At 71.0% G+C, this 14,908-nt stretch carries 12 protein-coding genes and 1 pseudogene; 7 read left to right on the top strand and 6 right to left on the bottom strand.

Going from position 1 to position 14,908, the window contains the following annotated elements:
* Window positions 1-107: 107 nt before the first annotated feature.
* Window positions 108-1,028, bottom strand: a complete 921-nt coding sequence (locus AB0N16_RS36465) for an SGNH/GDSL hydrolase family protein (RefSeq protein ID WP_365804408.1) — start codon at window positions 1,026-1,028, stop codon at window positions 108-110.
* Window positions 1,029-1,256: 228 nt separating this feature from the next.
* Here AB0N16_RS36465 and AB0N16_RS36460 point away from each other — a divergent pair.
* Together AB0N16_RS36460 and AB0N16_RS36455 are read left to right on the top strand one after the other, a co-directional pair.
* A pseudogene (locus AB0N16_RS36460) lies at window positions 1,257-1,454 on the top strand (short-chain dehydrogenase); the annotation flags it as partial.
* Window positions 1,455-1,656: 202 nt separating this feature from the next.
* Complete coding sequence (locus tag AB0N16_RS36455; protein ID WP_365804406.1) at window positions 1,657-3,789, top strand: discoidin domain-containing protein; 2,133 nt, start codon at window positions 1,657-1,659, stop codon at window positions 3,787-3,789.
* 4 nt (window positions 3,790-3,793) lie between these two features.
* On the opposite strand, the gene AB0N16_RS36450 is transcribed toward AB0N16_RS36455, so the two are convergent.
* The 5 genes from AB0N16_RS36450 to AB0N16_RS36430 form a co-directional block, all read right to left on the bottom strand.
* The gene (locus AB0N16_RS36450) at window positions 3,794-4,915 is read right to left on the bottom strand and encodes an acyltransferase (protein WP_365804404.1); all 1,122 of its coding nucleotides are present in this window, start codon (window positions 4,913-4,915) and stop codon (window positions 3,794-3,796) included.
* Between the two features lie 300 nt (window positions 4,916-5,215).
* Window positions 5,216-5,686 carry a hypothetical protein gene (locus AB0N16_RS36445; protein ID WP_365804402.1) on the bottom strand — a complete coding sequence of 157 codons (471 nt, stop codon included), beginning with the start codon at window positions 5,684-5,686 and terminating at the stop codon, window positions 5,216-5,218.
* Entirely contained in the window at window positions 5,670-6,161 is a 492-nt protein-coding gene (locus AB0N16_RS36440; RefSeq protein ID WP_365804400.1) for an RNA polymerase sigma factor, read from the bottom strand. The genes AB0N16_RS36445 and AB0N16_RS36440 overlap by 17 nt, the downstream gene beginning before the upstream one ends.
* 94 nt (window positions 6,162-6,255) lie before the next feature.
* Entirely contained in the window at window positions 6,256-6,864 is a 609-nt protein-coding gene (locus AB0N16_RS36435; RefSeq protein WP_365804398.1) for a class F sortase, read from the bottom strand.
* Window positions 6,861-7,235, bottom strand: a complete 375-nt coding sequence (locus AB0N16_RS36430; RefSeq protein WP_365804396.1) for a sortase-dependent protein — start codon at window positions 7,233-7,235, stop codon at window positions 6,861-6,863. The genes AB0N16_RS36435 and AB0N16_RS36430 overlap by 4 nt, the downstream gene beginning before the upstream one ends.
* 209 nt (window positions 7,236-7,444) lie before the next feature.
* Between AB0N16_RS36430 and AB0N16_RS36425 the strand changes: the two genes are divergently transcribed.
* The 5 genes from AB0N16_RS36425 to AB0N16_RS36405 all read left to right on the top strand — a co-directional run bounded on the left by AB0N16_RS36425 (window position 7,445) and on the right by AB0N16_RS36405 (window position 14,695).
* Window positions 7,445-7,882 carry a Fur family transcriptional regulator gene (locus AB0N16_RS36425; protein ID WP_365804394.1) on the top strand — a complete coding sequence of 146 codons (438 nt, stop codon included), beginning with the start codon at window positions 7,445-7,447 and terminating at the stop codon, window positions 7,880-7,882.
* A 36-nt stretch (window positions 7,883-7,918) separates the two neighbouring features.
* Complete coding sequence (katG, locus tag AB0N16_RS36420; RefSeq protein ID WP_365804392.1) at window positions 7,919-10,111, top strand: catalase/peroxidase HPI; 2,193 nt, start codon at window positions 7,919-7,921, stop codon at window positions 10,109-10,111.
* A gap of 279 nt (window positions 10,112-10,390) precedes the next feature.
* Complete coding sequence (locus AB0N16_RS36415; protein WP_365804390.1) at window positions 10,391-12,094, top strand: PHP domain-containing protein; 1,704 nt, start codon at window positions 10,391-10,393, stop codon at window positions 12,092-12,094.
* Entirely contained in the window at window positions 12,091-12,690 is a 600-nt protein-coding gene (locus tag AB0N16_RS36410; RefSeq protein ID WP_365804388.1) for a hypothetical protein, read from the top strand. Before AB0N16_RS36415 ends, AB0N16_RS36410 begins: the two co-directional genes overlap by 4 nt.
* 160 nt (window positions 12,691-12,850) lie before the next feature.
* Window positions 12,851-14,695: a M1 family aminopeptidase gene (locus AB0N16_RS36405; protein ID WP_365804385.1), complete on the top strand. Its 1,845-nt coding sequence runs from the start codon at window positions 12,851-12,853 to the stop codon at window positions 14,693-14,695.
* Window positions 14,696-14,908: the final 213 nt, after the last annotated feature.

The following is a 14,908-nucleotide window of genomic DNA, read 5'->3' as shown; positions in this document are numbered from 1 at the left end:
GCAGCAATCTCGTCCGGAGTCACACACTCCCAACGCCACACCGAGCCGACAGGACACGCACCGCCCCAGCCGACCTGACCAAGCCCTACTAGTGCCCCGACAGGGCACTAGTACCGCCTGCCCAGCCGGTCCAGCACCGCCCCGGCCATGGCCGCCTCGCCCTTGGCGTTGGGGTGGGCGGGAGCCGCCGGTGAGGTCGGCTGGAGAGGCTCGATCCAGCGGTCGGCGGGGGCCTTGCACATGTCGTGGCCGACGGTCGGGCCGTACGTGTCCACGTACCGGGCGCCGTTCCACGCGGCGACCGCGCGCAGCATGAGGTTCAGCTGCTTCCCGACGTCCCGGAGGTAGGGGAAGTCCTTGGCGGCGAAGGGCACCGTCGGATAGCAGCCACTGCCGTCGTCGGGCAGCAGGTCGGGGTAGCCGACGACCAGGATCCGGGCGTGCGGGGCCCGGGCGCGCACGGCCCGCAGCACCTTGTCGACCTTGGGCGCGGTCTGCACGATCCTTACCGTCAGCTGGTCGGTGCCGGAGGCGGTGTAGTACCGCTGGCAGGGGTTGCCCGTCAGGTCCGTGGCACCGAGCGTCGCGCAGGTGCCGATGATGGAGCTGAACCCGATGTCGTTGCCGCCTATCTGGACCGTCACGAGGTCGGTGTCCCGCCGGACGGCGTCGAGCTGAGGGCCGTTGGTGCCCTGCGCCTTCCACATCTCCGCGGTCGTCGCACCGCCACAGCTCACGTCCTTGAACGCGCTGACGTGCCGCGCGGCCGCCACCAGCGAGGGGTAGTTGTGGTCGGAGCGGGCGCAGTTCGCGTCGACCTGCGTCGGGATCACGGGGCCGGAGGTATAGGAGTCGCCGAGCGCCGCATAGCTCGTACCGCGGTCGTGGCCGCCGTGGTGGCCGCCGCCGTGCGCCGCGGCCGGTGTCGTGGACGCGGCCACCAGGGCGCAGCCGCCCAGCGCCGCCGCCACCGTGGCCTTCCGCCGGTGCCGTCTCGCCGAGCCGTCGGACGAGGTGCCGTACGCCATGGAGATCTCCCCTGGAACCAGGACGCGCGCGGAACCGGTCCCGACGGGCGGCCCGCACGCGCGTGTGTGTCGGGGGTCTGTATACCGCCCGGTAGGAGTCCGGAGCCAGAGTTCGGACGCAATGAACTGGATCGAGTAACTCGCCCTGCCCGTAAGGGCATCCGGTGTGGCCGGTGGCCGGGTTCCGCCCGCCGTGATTGTGGTGGGAAGCCGATCGGTTTGCGATGTGACGCGGGGGTCGCCACCGGGACCCGCTTCCTGACGTCCCCCCTCGGCGCCACCCGCCGCGAATCCGAGATCAACTTCTACGGGCCGCTGCCGCTCGCCCGTGCCTTCGTGCCGGTCGTCGAGCGCAACGGCGGCGGCCACATCCTGAACGTCAACTCGGTGCTGTCCTGGGTGGCCGAAGGCGGCGATCCCGCCGCCATGGACCAGGAACTCGCCGCCCGGTGACCTGATCCCCCTGACCGCCGTCGGCCTCCCTCCGCCCGGTCGCGGAGGGACGGCCGCCGAAAAATCCGGTGCCGAAGGGTTGTCGCCCGGTTGCCTCATCACTTAAATCAAATCCTGAACTAAGCGCGGAGGTGCGCCCGTCGGGCGCGTCCGTGCCCATCTCAGGGAGCCGCTGATGAGACTGAGATCCCTGGGCGTAGCGCTCGCCGCCATGGCGGCGCTACTCGCCCTGCCCACCGTGCACGCGCCGGCGGCCCAGGCCGCCGACACCCCCTTGTCCCAGGGGAAGACGGCCACCGCCTCCTCCGAGGAGAACGGCGGGACCGCCGCGGCGAACGCGGTGGACGGCAACACCGGCACCCGCTGGTCGTCCGCCTTCACCGACGACCAGTGGCTCCAGGTGGACCTTGGCGCCACCGCCACGGTCAGCCAGGTGGTCCTCAACTGGGAGACCGCATACGGCAAGGACTACAAGGTCCAGATCTCCGCGAACGGCAGCAGCTGGACCGACCTCACGTCGGTCACCGGCGGGGACGGCGGCACCGACAGCCTCGCCGTCTCCGGCCAGGGCCGTTACGTCCGGATGCAGGGCGTGCACCGTGCCACCCAGTACGGCTACTCGCTCTGGGAGTTCCAGGTCTTCGGCACCACCACCGGAACGCCCCCGGTCCAGGGCGGCGGCGACCTCGGCCCCAACGTGATCGTCGTCGACCCCTCCACGCCGAACCTCCAGCAGAAGTTCGACTCCGTCTTCGCCCAGCAGGAGTCGGCCCAGTTCGGCACCGGCCGCTACCAGTTCCTGCTCAAGCCGGGCACCTACAACGGGATCAACGCCCAGATCGGCTTCTACACCTCGATCTCCGGCCTCGGTCTCAACCCCGACGACACCCAGATCAACGGTGATGTCACGGTCGACGCCGGCTGGTTCAACGGCAACGCCACCCAGAACTTCTGGCGTTCGGCGGAGAACCTCGCCATCACGCCGTCGAACGGGACGGACCGCTGGGCCGTGGCTCAGGCGGCCCCCTTCCGTCGTATCCACGTCAAGGGCGGCCTCAACCTGGCCCCGAACGGCTACGGCTGGGCCTCGGGCGGCTACATCGCCGACTCGAAGATCGACGGCACCGTCGGCCCGTACTCCCAGCAGCAGTGGTACACCCGGGACAGCTCGGTCGGCGGCTGGACCAACGGCGTCTGGAACATGACCTTCTCCGGAGTCCAGGGCGCGCCCGCGACCAACTTCGACTCCGGCCCGTACACCACGCTGGACACCACCCCCGTCTCGCGCGAGAAGCCGTTCCTGTACCTGGACGGCAGCACCTACAAGGTGTTCGTCCCGGCGAAGCGCACCAACGCCCGAGGCGTCTCCTGGCCGGCCAACGCGGGCACCTCGCTGCCGCTGGACCAGTTCTACGTGGTCAAGGCCGGCGCCACCGCAGCCACCATCAACCAGGCCCTCGCCCAGGGCCTCAACCTGCTCTTCACCCCGGGCGTCTACCACCTCAACCAGACCATCAACGTCACCCGCGCCAACACCGTCGTCCTCGGCCTGGGCCTGGCCACCCTGGTCCCGGACAACGGCATCGACGCCATGCACGTGGCCGACGTCGACGGCGTGAAGCTCGCCGGGTTCCTCATCGACGCGGGCTCGGTCAACTCCGACACCCTGCTGCGCATCGGCGACCCCGGCTCCACCGCCGACCACTCCGCCAACCCGACCAGCATGCAGGACGTGTTCGTCCGCGTCGGCGGTGCCGGACCCGGCCTCGCCACCAACTCCGTGGTCGTCAACAGCAACAACGTCATCATCGACCACACCTGGCTCTGGCGCGCCGACCACGGCAGCGGGGTCGGCTGGAACACCAACCGCGCCGACTACGGCCTCCGGGTCAACGGCAACGACGTCCTCGCCACCGGCCTGTTCGTCGAGCACTTCAACAAGTACGACGTCTACTGGAACGGCCAGCGGGGCCGCACGATCTTCTTCCAGAACGAGAAGGCCTACGACGCCCCGAACGCCGCCGCCATCACCCACGACGGCGTCGTCGGCTACGCGGCCTACAAGGTCGCCGACACCGTGACCAGCCATGAGGCATGGGGTCTTGGCAGCTACTGCAACTACACGGCCGATCCGTCGATCGTGCAGTCCAACGGCTTCCAGGTGCCGACCGGTTCGGGGATCAAGATGCACGACCTGCTGGTGATCTCCCTGGGTGGCATGGGCCAGTACGCCCACGTCGTCAACACCACCGGGTCGCCGACCTCGGGAACCAGCACGACCCCCTCCAAGGTGACGCAGTTCCCGTAGCCGGCTAGGCCGTCGTCCGCCGGACCGGGCGCCGCAGCAGCAGCCGTCGTGCGGGCCGCTCCACGCCCTCGTAGAGGAGCCAGGACACGCCCAGCGACACGGCGAACGCGACGGTGGTGGCGGCCGCGCCGGTGAGCAGACCGAAGCGCGGGCGGGTGCCGAGCAGGTGGGTGCCCGTCCGCAGCACCAGCAGATGGACCATGTAGAACGCGAACGACAGTTCCCCGAGGCGCACCAGCCACCGGCGGCGCCACAACGAGGGCAGCCCGCGCAGGTCGGCGAGGGCGGCCGCCGGGATGAGCAGCGCGAAGCCCATGATGGTGCAGGCGGTGGCCGCGTACTCGTCGGTGACCTGCGGGACCAGGAAGTAGCCGATGATCGTCAGCGCGAGCGAGGCCTCCAGGCCCGGGCCGCGCCAGCGGTCGAGCAGCACCAGCCGCGCGGCGGCCGCGCCGAGCACGAACTCGGGCAGCCGGGCGGCCGGGAAGGAGCTGATCGGCTGATCCCACCAGTGGTGGGCGTCCGTCCAGGCCAGCACCAGCACCGCGAGGACGGCCAGCGCGGCCAGCAGCCTGGCGCCCCGCACGTCCAGCCGGCGCAGCACCAGAGCCAGCAGCGGGAACGCGGCGTAGAAGAAGGCCTCGCAGGCCAGCGACCAGCTGACCGGGTCCAGCGTCTGCCACCACGGCCGCCACCAGGAGTGCACCAGGAAGACGTCGGCCACGCCCTGCGGCAGGGTCGGCCTCGGCTGGCGGGGCAGCGTGAGGGCCATCACCAGGGCGACGGCGGCGGTCACCAGGTGAACCGGATAGACCCGGGCGACGCGCCGCCACCAGAAGCGCCCCGCCCGGTCACCCGGCCGCGCGGACCACATCAGCACGAACCCGGACAGCACGAAGAAGAACGACACCCCGGAGGCGCCGGCCTCGAAGCCCCAGGACATGAAGCGGGCGCCGGTGCCGCCGAAATAACGGAAGTTGTGCACGTGCAGTCCGAAGACCAGCAGCGCCGCCATCCATCTCAGGCCGGTGAGGGACGGCAGCGAGGGGGCGGAGGCGGACGGCTGGGGACGGGCGGGGGGCGCGGCGGCCGGAGCGGTCGGAGGGGCCGTGGTCGCCGTCGTCATCAGGTCACCTGCCGGAGGGTTCGCACGTGGAGCATGAAACGGAGCGTTGCCCGTTCCACACCTTTCAGCCCGGCCTCCTACGAAACATCACACCAACGCCGAGCAGCGAACTCGGCCGAACGGGCCGTAGCGGCCGGATGGACGGGTGCGACCCTACCCGGACGGCCGACACGGACCGCGGCCCTTGCGGGGCGCCGCACCCCCGCCCGGACGCCCTGGCCCGCGCGTTCGCAGTACCGGCGGCACGCCGAAACGCGGGGGCACGAAGGGGTGATGTGGCCCTTCGTCGTGTTGACACCGCTACGACGGGGAGGGCGTGGCGTCGGCGCTCCGCCGGCCCTTGGAGGGCGTGCTCCGCACCGCCGACGGAGCGGTCGACGGAGCCGCCGACGGCTCACGGGTGGGCACCTGTGTGGCGCGGCTCTGTCCGGGCGTGGTGCTGGGGCTCGGTGACGGGCCGCGGGGCACCGGAGAGGCCGGGACGCGGTGCGGGGCCGTGGGGCTGACGGCCGGCGGCGCGAGGGGGACCCGCGGGGACACCGGCGCCGAAGGCGCCGTCAGACGCAGCGGCACGGCGACCAGGAGAGCGACGGCACAGGTCACCCCCGCCCCGGCCGCCGCGCGCACCAGCCGGCGGCGGCCCGCGGCCCGCCGGATCTCCTCGTACCGGCCCGGCGGTGGACCCAGATAGGCAGCCGGCGGCCGCAGGACGACGGTGAGGGGATCGTCGGGGCCGTCGAACTCCGGCTCCTCGTCAAAGCGTGTGGTCAAGGCTTCTCCTCAGATGGCCGCGGAGCAGTTCCCGGGCCGCGTGCAGATCGGCCTTGACGGTTCCTTCCTTGCGCCCGGTCAGCTCGGACACCTCCCGGATCGGCATGTCAGCGTAGTAGTGCAGCAGGATCGGGACGCGCAGTCGCTCCGGCAGCGACTGCACCAGCAGCCGTACCGAGGGATCCGTCTGCTCGGGGTGCGGGCGGGTCGCGGCCTCCGAGCCGACGCGACGCACGGTCCGGCGCTCGCGCTCCAGCTTGCGCCAGTGGTCCCGGACGATATTGGCCGCGGTGACGTAGAGGAAGCCGCGGGGCTCCTCCACCGACGTCCACCGGGCCCACAGCCGGGTGAACGCCTCCGAGGCGATCTCGTGCGCTGTCTCGTCGTCGTCGACCAGACGGCGGCACCAGCCGGCCAGGCGCGGGTACAGGGCGGCGAAGAGCTCGGACGCCGCCTTGTCACGGGACCGTTTCAACGTTCTCCAGGGTCGAAGGGCTCGTCGAGGACGATGAGGAGGATGCGGAACCGGTTCGCCACGTTCCACCGGTCCCGCATCCGGGTCCGCCGGGTCAGGCTGTCGTGCCGGTCAGCGTGGCGAAGACGATCACGTTGTCGAGGTAGCCGTCGCCGCCCCGCGGGCCGCCGCAGGTGATCAGCCGCAGCTCCGGGCGGTCCACGTCCCCGTACACGTCCTCGGTGGGGAACTCGGCCTTGGCGACCGTACGCACCTCGTCGACGGTGAACACCGCCGACCGGCCGTTCTCCAGGCGCGCCACGGCCCGCTCGCCCCGGCGCAGTTCCGCGAGCCGGCGGAAGACGCCGTCACCGTAGGAACCGACCGTGACATGGCCGAGGATCACCGACGGGCCGACCTGCCCCGGGGTGGGGGAGTGGCGGTACCAGCCGGCCCGGTCGTGCGCGGTGATCGGCGGCACCTGCACCGTGCCGTCGGCCGCCAGACCCAGCCGCAGCAGCGGGGTGTCGACGCCGATCGCCGGGATGCGCAGCCGGACCGGCACGGAACGCCCGAGCGCGGTCGGCGTGGCGGACGACGAGGGCGCCGGCGGCTGCTCGCGGCGGACGGTGGTGGCCGTCGAGTGGGCCGCCTGGCCCGCGCAGCCCGCCAGCAGGGAGGCCGTCGCGGCGGTGACGAAGGCGCGCCTGGAGAGCGAGGTCATGCCCCGGTCGCCCGGCGGCGACGCACGGCGAACACCACGGCGCCCGCGGTGAGTGCCGCGGCCGCGCCGCCGCCGATCAGGGCGGTCTCGGTCCCGGAGTCCGAGGACGGCTCCGCCACCCCGGTGTCGGGCGCGCCCTGGGGCACGGCCGCGACCTGGCCGCTGTCCCGGGTCGGTGCGGGGGTCGAGGCCCGGGTGGGCGCGGCGGAGGGCGCCTGGGAGGGGACGGCGGAGGGTTCCGCGGAGGCGGCGGCGGACGGTGCCACGGTGGGCACCGGGCTCGGGCTGGAGCCGTCGGCGAACGCGGGCACGGTGCCGGCCAGGACGGCGGTGCAGGCGAGTGCCGTGGCGCTCAGGACAGTTCGGCGCATGGAGACGCTCTCTTTCGTCGGCCCGCGGTGGTCAGGGCGGGCTGAGTAACGGTCGAGCGGAGAGACGACCCGGCGCCGGAACGGGTTGTAAAGAGATGGCAAAGCCCACGGAGGGTGGTGGCCGAGAGGTGGGAGTTGTCACCCTCGGCGTCAAACTTGAACGGTTTGTTTTCTTGAATCACTCGTGTTTATGAGGATAGGTTGGCGTCATGACCGCATCCCAGCCCCCGACCACCGCCGACGAGCTGCGTGGTGCCGGCCTGCGGGTGACGGCCGCCCGCGTCGCGCTCCTGGAGACCGTTCGCAACGGCGACCATCTCGACGTCGAAGAGGTCGCCTCGGGCGTCCGTGAGCGCGTGGGCCACATATCGCTTCAAGCCGTGTACGACGCGCTGCACGCGCTCACCACGGCAGGACTCGTACGCCGTATCGAACCGGCCGGCAGTCCGGCCCGGTTCGAGGGGCGCGTCGGCGACAACCACCACCACGTCCTGTGCCGGTCCTGCGGTGCCGTCGCCGACGTCGACTGCGCGGTCGGTGACGCCCCGTGCCTGACCGCCTCGGACGACCACGGCTTCGCCATCGACGAGGCCGAGGTCATCTACTGGGGCCTGTGCCCCGCCTGCTCCACCGTCAGTAATTCCTGAGTACGTTGATCCGCCCCTTCCGGAAGGAATTCCCCCATGTCGGAGACCCAGGAGAACACCGCGGGCAAGTGCCCGGTCGCGCACGACCGTGCCCCGCACCCCACCCAGGGCGGCGGCAACCGCCAGTGGTGGCCCGAGGGCCTCAACCTGAAGATCCTTGCCAAGAACCCCGCCGTCGCGAACCCGCTCGACGAGGGCTTCGACTACGCCGAGGCGTTCCAGGGCCTTGATCTCGCGGCCGTGAAACGGGACATCGCGGAGGTGCTCACCACCTCGCAGGACTGGTGGCCGGCCGACTTCGGCAACTACGGCCCGCTGATGATCCGGATGGCCTGGCACAGCGCGGGCACCTACCGCATCTCCGACGGCCGCGGCGGCGCCGGCGCCGGCCAGCAGCGCTTCGCCCCGCTCAACAGCTGGCCGGACAACGGCAACCTGGACAAGGCCCGCCGGCTGCTGTGGCCGGTCAAGAAGAAGTACGGCCAGGCCATCTCCTGGGCCGACCTGATGATCCTCACCGGCAACGTGGCTCTTGAGTCGATGGGCTTCGAGACCTTCGGCTTCGGCGGCGGCCGCGAGGACGTCTGGGAGCCGGAGGAGGACGTCTACTGGGGTCCCGAGAAGGTCTGGCTGGACGACCAGCGCTACACCGGCGACCGTGACCTGGAGAGCCCGCTCGGCGCCGTCCAGATGGGTCTCATCTACGTCAACCCGGAGGGCCCCAACGGCAACCCGGACCCGATCGCCGCGGCCCGCGACATCCGCGAGACGTTCCGCCGCATGGCGATGAACGACGAGGAGACCGTCGCGCTGATCGCCGGTGGCCACACCTTCGGCAAGACCCACGGCGCCGGCCCCGCGGAGAACGTGGGCGCCGACCCCGAGGGCGCGCCGATCGAGCAGCAGGGCCTCGGCTGGAAGAGCACCTTCGGCACCGGCAAGGGCGGCGACGCGATCACCAGCGGCCTGGAGGTCACCTGGACCACCAAGCCCACCCAGTGGAGCAACGACTTCTTCGACATCCTCTTCGGCTACGAGTGGGAGCTGACCGAGTCCCCGGCCGGCGCCAAGCAGTGGGTCGCCAAGGACGCCGAGGCGATCATCCCCGACGCGCACGACCCGTCGAAGAAGCGTCTGCCCACGATGCTCACCACCGACCTGTCGCTGCGCTTCGACCCGATCTACGAGCCCATCTCCCGCCGGTTCCACGAGAACCCGCAGGAGTTCGCGGACGCCTTCGCCCGCGCCTGGTACAAGCTGACCCACCGTGACATGGGCCCGAAGTCCCTGTACCTCGGCCCGGAGGTCCCGGCGGAGACCCTGCTGTGGCAGGACCCGCTGCCGGCGGCCGAAGGCGAGGTCATCGACGCCGCCGACGTCACGGCCCTCAAGGCCAAGCTCCTCGACTCGGGCCTGACCGTCTCGCAGCTGGTCTCCACCGCGTGGGCGTCGGCCTCGACGTACCGCGGCAGCGACAAGCGCGGCGGTGCCAACGGCGCCCGGATCCGCCTGGAGCCGCAGCGCGGCTGGGAGGCCAACGACCCCGACCAGCTGGCCCAGGTGCTGCGCGTCCTGGAGGGCGTCCAGCAGGAGTTCAACTCCGGTGCCAAGAAGGTCTCCCTCGCCGACCTGATCGTCCTCGGCGGTGCCGCCGCCGTGGAGAAGGCCGCCAAGGACGCCGGTGTGGACATCGAGGTGCCCTTCACCGCGGGCCGGGTCGACGCGACCGACGAGCACACGGACGCCGAGTCCTTCGCCGCCCTGGAGCCGACGGCCGACGGCTTCCGCAACTACCTCGGCAAGGGCAACCGCCTGCCGGCCGAGTACCTGCTCCTGGACCGCGCCAACCTGCTCGGCCTCAGCGCTCCCGAGCTGACCGTCCTGGTCGGCGGTCTGCGTGTGCTCGGCGCCAATCAGGGCGGGTCGAAGCACGGTGTCCTCACCGAGACCCCCGGCGTGCTGACCAACGACTTCTTCGTCAACCTGCTCGACTACGGCACGGAGTGGAAGTCGACCTCCGAGGACCAGACCACCTTCGAGGGCCGTGACCTGGCCACCGGCGCGGTCAAGTGGACCGGCACCCGTGCCGACCTGGTCTTCGGCTCCAACTCCGAGCTGCGTGCGGTCGCCGAGGTCTACGCGAGCGACGACGCCAAGGAGAAGTTCGTGAAGGACTTCGTCGCCGCCTGGACGAAGGTCGCCAACGCGGACCGGTTCGACCTGGTCTGATCCCGGCGAAGCCCGGTGCCCGACGCCCGGGCCGGCCACATCGGCCGGCCCGGGCGTCTTGGTGTGCGGCTGCCCGGTCCGACCGTGTGCGGCTCCACGGCCGGCGCGGCCGGTTTACCGCCCGCGTGCGCGGCTTTACGGTCCGACTGCCCGTAGTTTGCTGCACATCAGCGGTTCTTTGCCTCACCATGACCTCGACTCCCGTTGTTCACGCGACCTTCGCAGACTCTGCACGTCCCGGAGTCACCCCCCGTCCCGACCGCCCGCGGGAGTTCGCGCATGAGCCACGGTCACAGCCACGACCACGGTCATCATCACCACCATCACCACACGGACGCCGACGCCTCGTCGCTGCCGTCCGCCCTCGATCTGTCGGTCCCCGACGAGGAGCTGACGCCCGGTCAGCTCTCCCGCCGTTCGATGCTGCGCCGCACCGGTCTGCTCGGCGCGGGTCTCGCGGCCGGCAGCGTCCTCGCCGGCGCGGGTCAGGCCGCCGCCTCGGTCTCCTCCTCTTACTCCCAGGGCGGACGCTCCGGCGACTACCTGTGGCTGGCCGGCGACCACCACATCCACACCCAGTACAGCTCCGACGCCAAGTACCGGGTCATCGACCACGTCCGGCAGGCCAACGCACACGGCCTGGACTGGATGGTCATCACCGACCACGGCAGCGAGACCCACGCCAAGATCGGTGTCGAGAAGGTCAACCCGGACATCGTCGCGGCCCGCGACCAGATCGAGGACACGCTGGTCTTCCAGGGTCTGGAGTGGAACATCCCGGCCGCCGAGCACGGCACGGTCTTCGTCCACCCCGGCAAGAACGAGGTCGCCGTCCTCAAGGAGTTCGAGAACTCCTTCGACGGCTCGGTGAAGGGCGCCTCCGCGAGCAGCCCCGCCAACGAGGCGCTGGCCATCTCCGGCCTCAACTTCCTCGCCGAGCAGGTGCAGCGCCGCAAGGTCAGGGACGCGCTGTTCCTCGCCAACCACCCGGCGCGCAAGGGCATCGACTCCCCGCACGAGATCCGCGCCTGGCGCGACGTCCAGCCGTCGATCGCGGTCGGCTTCGAGGGTGCCCCCGGTCACCAGGCGGGCGGCCTGCCCAAGCCGAACGGCCCCGGCTCGGCCCGCGGCATCTACGACAACAGCCCGAGCGCCGACTCCTTCGCCGGCTACCCGCTGGAGAGCTACCGCACCTGGGGCGGCTTCGACTGGATGACCGCCACCGTCGGTGGCCTGTGGGACAGCCTGCTCGCCGAGGGCAAGCCCTGGTGGATCACCGCCAACTCCGACTCCCACAACGTCTACGCCGACACGGCGGTGCGCGGCCCGAACAGCGACTTCAACACCAACGGCCGGTACAACGACCCGGTCTACGGCACCGGCATCAGCCTGACCGACACCGACTTCTGGCCCGGCCAGTACTCCCGCACCCACGTCGGTGCCTCGTCCTTCTCCTACAAGTCGGTCATGGACGGTATCCGCGCCGGCCGGGTCTGGGTGGACCACGGCGGCCTGATCAGCGGCCTCAACGCCCAGTTGCGCTCCGGCTCCCAGGCGGTGACCCTCGGCGACGTGCTGCACGTCCGCAAGGGCGGCAAGGTCGACCTGGTCATCGAGATCAGCCTCGCCAACGGTCCCAACTGGGCCCAGTTCGTGCCCTCGCTGGCCCGCGTCGACGTCATCCAGGGCGACGTCACCGGCAAGGTGGACGACAAGGACACCTTCGCCGCGCCCGCCACCAAGGTCGTGAAGTCCTTCGAGGTCAACAAGGCGACCGGCACGGTCAAGCTGACGTACTCCCTCGGCCGCCTCGACAAGCCGGTCTACGTCCGGCTGCGCGGCACCGACGGCAACCGCTCCGCGGTTGGGTTCAACGGTGCCGCCGTGGACCCGGCCGGCCCGGCCATCGACGTCCTCGGCGACGCCGACCCGTGGAAGGACCTGTGGTTCTACTCCAACCCGATGTGGGTCCTGCCCGCATGACGTTCCCGCACCACGTCCCCGGCGTTCACCCCGTCATCGGGGTGGACGCCGGTGCGGCGACCCTGCGCGAGGCGGACCACCTGATCCATGAGCTGCTGGACCGACTGGCGCTCACGGAAGGCGTGTTCGCCTGCACCCACCTGTTCCGCACCGACGAGCGCCGGGGTACGGCGGTCTCGCTGGCGGTCCCGGACCCGGACGCGGTATGGCAGGAACTGCTGACGGCGCTGCCGGAGGGCACCGGCCTCGCCCTGGCCGATCGCACCCACGGCCCGGGCGACGCGGTGGCCGCCGCCCGCCGGGCGGCAGCCGCACCCCGCGCCTCCGGCCGGGCCGTGGTCTACCCGGGCGTGCGGCACCTCACCGGCACGGTCACCGCGGGCGCCATACTCGACCGCACCGCCATCGATCGCCTCGTGGTACTCGGCGCACCGGCCGCCGAACTCCCGCCCGCCACCGGGGTCCTGACGCAGAACCACGTTCGCCCGGAGTGGCGGGAAGGCGTCCTCACCCTGCCTCTGGTCCCGGCGGCGGGCGGCCTGCTGGCCCCGTTCGAGGTCCCCAACCCCACCCCGTGCTGCGCGGACCACCCCTGACGCGCGGGTTATCCCTTAGTGACATGGCCTGGTCAAATCTGTCAGGCTTCGGTCTCGCACCACTCGTAACGCGTGACCTGTGACCGCTCCCCGGCGCACCCCAGCCGGACCGGCGGTCACCGAGCAGACCGGGATCCCGGTCGCCGCAAAGGAGTTTCGTGTGAGATCGACCCCCCACAAGGCCTTCGCCACCAGTGCGTTGGCCATCGCGGCGCTGGCCGCGGCCCTGCTCCCCGGCAGCACGGCGTCGGCCGCCGAGGAGGCGGCCTGCACTCCGACCCAGGTGGTCGCCAACGGCGGCTTGGAGAGCGGCACTTCGTCCTGGACCCAGTCCTCGACCAGCGTGATCACCAGCCGCACCGGGCAGAGCGCTCACGGCGGCACGAGCTTCGCCTGGCTCGACGGCGTCGGCAGCACGCACACCGACACGCTCTCCCAGAGCGTCACGATCCCGTCCGGGTGCAGCACCGCCACCCTCACCTTCTGGCTGCACATCGACACCGCCGAGACGACCTCGTCCACCGCCTACGACAAACTCACGGCGAAGATCGGCAGCACGACCCTGGCGACGTACTCGAACCTGAACAAGGCCACCGGCTACGTCCAGAAGTCGTTCGACGTGTCGGCGTTCGTCGGCCAGACCGTGAGCCTCGCCTTCAGCGGCGTCGAGGACTCCAGCCTCCAGACGAGTTTCGTCCTGGACGACATCGCCCTCAACACCTCCGGCGACACCGCCCCGCCGGCCGACTCGACGCGCACGCCGGCCGCCCCGTCGTACACCGTCAGTCTCAGCAGCAACACCGCCGGTACCGTCTGGACCGGACACGAGAGCACGACCTTCACCAACGCCTCGGCCACCCCGCTCACCGAGGTGTACCTGCGGCTGTGGGACAACTACCACGGCACCTGCTCCGCGCCGCCGATCACGGTCTCCAATGTCACCGGCGGCACCGCGGGCGCCCTCTCGGTGGCCTGCACGGCCCTCCAGATCGCGCTGCCGACCCCGCTGGCGCAGGGCCAGTCGACCACGATCGGCTTCGATCTGGGGATTACCGTCCCGAGCGGCGCCGACCGGTTCGGCTACGACGGCGCCTTCAGCATGATCGGCAACGCGCTGCCGGTCCTCGCGGTCAAGGACGGCTCGGGCTGGCACCTGGACCCGTACACGAACAACGGCGAGTCCTTCTACTCCCTGGCCGCCGACTTCAAGGTGACCCTCGACCACCCGACCACCCTGCTGGTCCCGGCCACCGGCACCTCGGTCGACACCCCCGGCACCAGCGGACGCACGGTCACCACGGCCACCGCGTCCAAGGTCCGCGACTTCGCGTGGGCGGCGGGCCCGTTCACCAAGATCTCGGGTACCTCGACGGCGGGCACCCCGATCAACATCTACTCGGTCTCCGGCATCAGCTCGTCCAGCGCACAGTCCATGCTCACCACCGCGAAGACCGCGGTCGACGCCCACGCGGGCCGCTTCGGCGCCTACCCGTACGGCGAGTTGGACGCCGTCATCGACAACAACTTCTGGTTCGGTGGCATGGAGTACCCCGGCTTCGTCCTCGACCTGGTCAGCACCACGGCGCTCACCCATGAGATCGGCCACCAGTGGTTCTACGGCATCGTCGGCGACGACGAGTACAACAGCCCCTGGCTGGACGAGGCGTTCACCGACTACGCCACCGACCTGGCCCTGGGCAGCACCGGCACGAACTGCTGGAACAGCGTCTCCTGGGCATCGTCCGCGGAGAACATCACCAATTCGATGGCCTACTGGGACGCCCACTCGTCCCGCTACTCCACGGTCGTCTACGGCTACGGCAAGTGCGCCCTGCACGATCTGCGCCGCACCCTGGGTGACACCGTGATGGCCAAACTCCTGAAGGACTACGCCACGGCGCACTGGTACGGCGTCTCGACCACGGCCGAGTTCAAGGCCGCCGCACAGGCCGCCACGACCACGGACCTGACGTCGTTCTGGACCACCCACCGCATCATCGGCTGACGCACACCGACCCGTACGCCCGGGCGTGGGACGGCCGTTGGTCAAGGCCTTCCCACGCCCGGGCCGTTCCCGCTCCTGGCGTACATCGCGGTGTGGTAATCCTTCCGTCGTCCCGTACGCCGAGGAAGACCGTGGGAGCGCCGCCGGGGCGCCGGCCGAGGCAGAGCCCGGGAACTGAGGGCAGCGCGAGGCCCCGGCCCGCGGACCGTGGGC

It is taken from the genome of Streptomyces sp. NPDC051105, assembly GCF_040682795.1.
Lineage (GTDB): Bacteria > Actinomycetota > Actinomycetes > Streptomycetales > Streptomycetaceae > Streptomyces.
This window is presented reverse-complemented; position numbering and strand designations above follow the sequence as displayed.

Bases quoted from the DNA above. Each gene is read 5' to 3' on its own strand.
- AB0N16_RS36465 (WP_365804408.1), bottom strand. From the start codon at position 1,028: ATGGCGTACGGCACCTCGTCCGACGGCTCGGCGAGACGGCACCGGCGG.
- AB0N16_RS36455 (WP_365804406.1), top strand. From the start codon at position 1,657: ATGAGACTGAGATCCCTGGGCGTAGCGCTCGCCGCCATGGCGGCGCTA.
- AB0N16_RS36450 (WP_365804404.1), bottom strand. From the start codon at position 4,915: ATGACGACGGCGACCACGGCCCCTCCGACCGCTCCGGCCGCCGCGCCC.
- AB0N16_RS36435 (WP_365804398.1), bottom strand. From the start codon at position 6,864: ATGACCTCGCTCTCCAGGCGCGCCTTCGTCACCGCCGCGACGGCCTCC.
- AB0N16_RS36430 (WP_365804396.1), bottom strand. From the start codon at position 7,235: ATGCGCCGAACTGTCCTGAGCGCCACGGCACTCGCCTGCACCGCCGTC.
- AB0N16_RS36425 (WP_365804394.1), top strand. From the start codon at position 7,445: ATGACCGCATCCCAGCCCCCGACCACCGCCGACGAGCTGCGTGGTGCC.
- katG (WP_365804392.1), top strand. From the start codon at position 7,919: ATGTCGGAGACCCAGGAGAACACCGCGGGCAAGTGCCCGGTCGCGCAC.
- AB0N16_RS36415 (WP_365804390.1), top strand. From the start codon at position 10,391: ATGAGCCACGGTCACAGCCACGACCACGGTCATCATCACCACCATCAC.
- AB0N16_RS36410 (WP_365804388.1), top strand. From the start codon at position 12,091: ATGACGTTCCCGCACCACGTCCCCGGCGTTCACCCCGTCATCGGGGTG.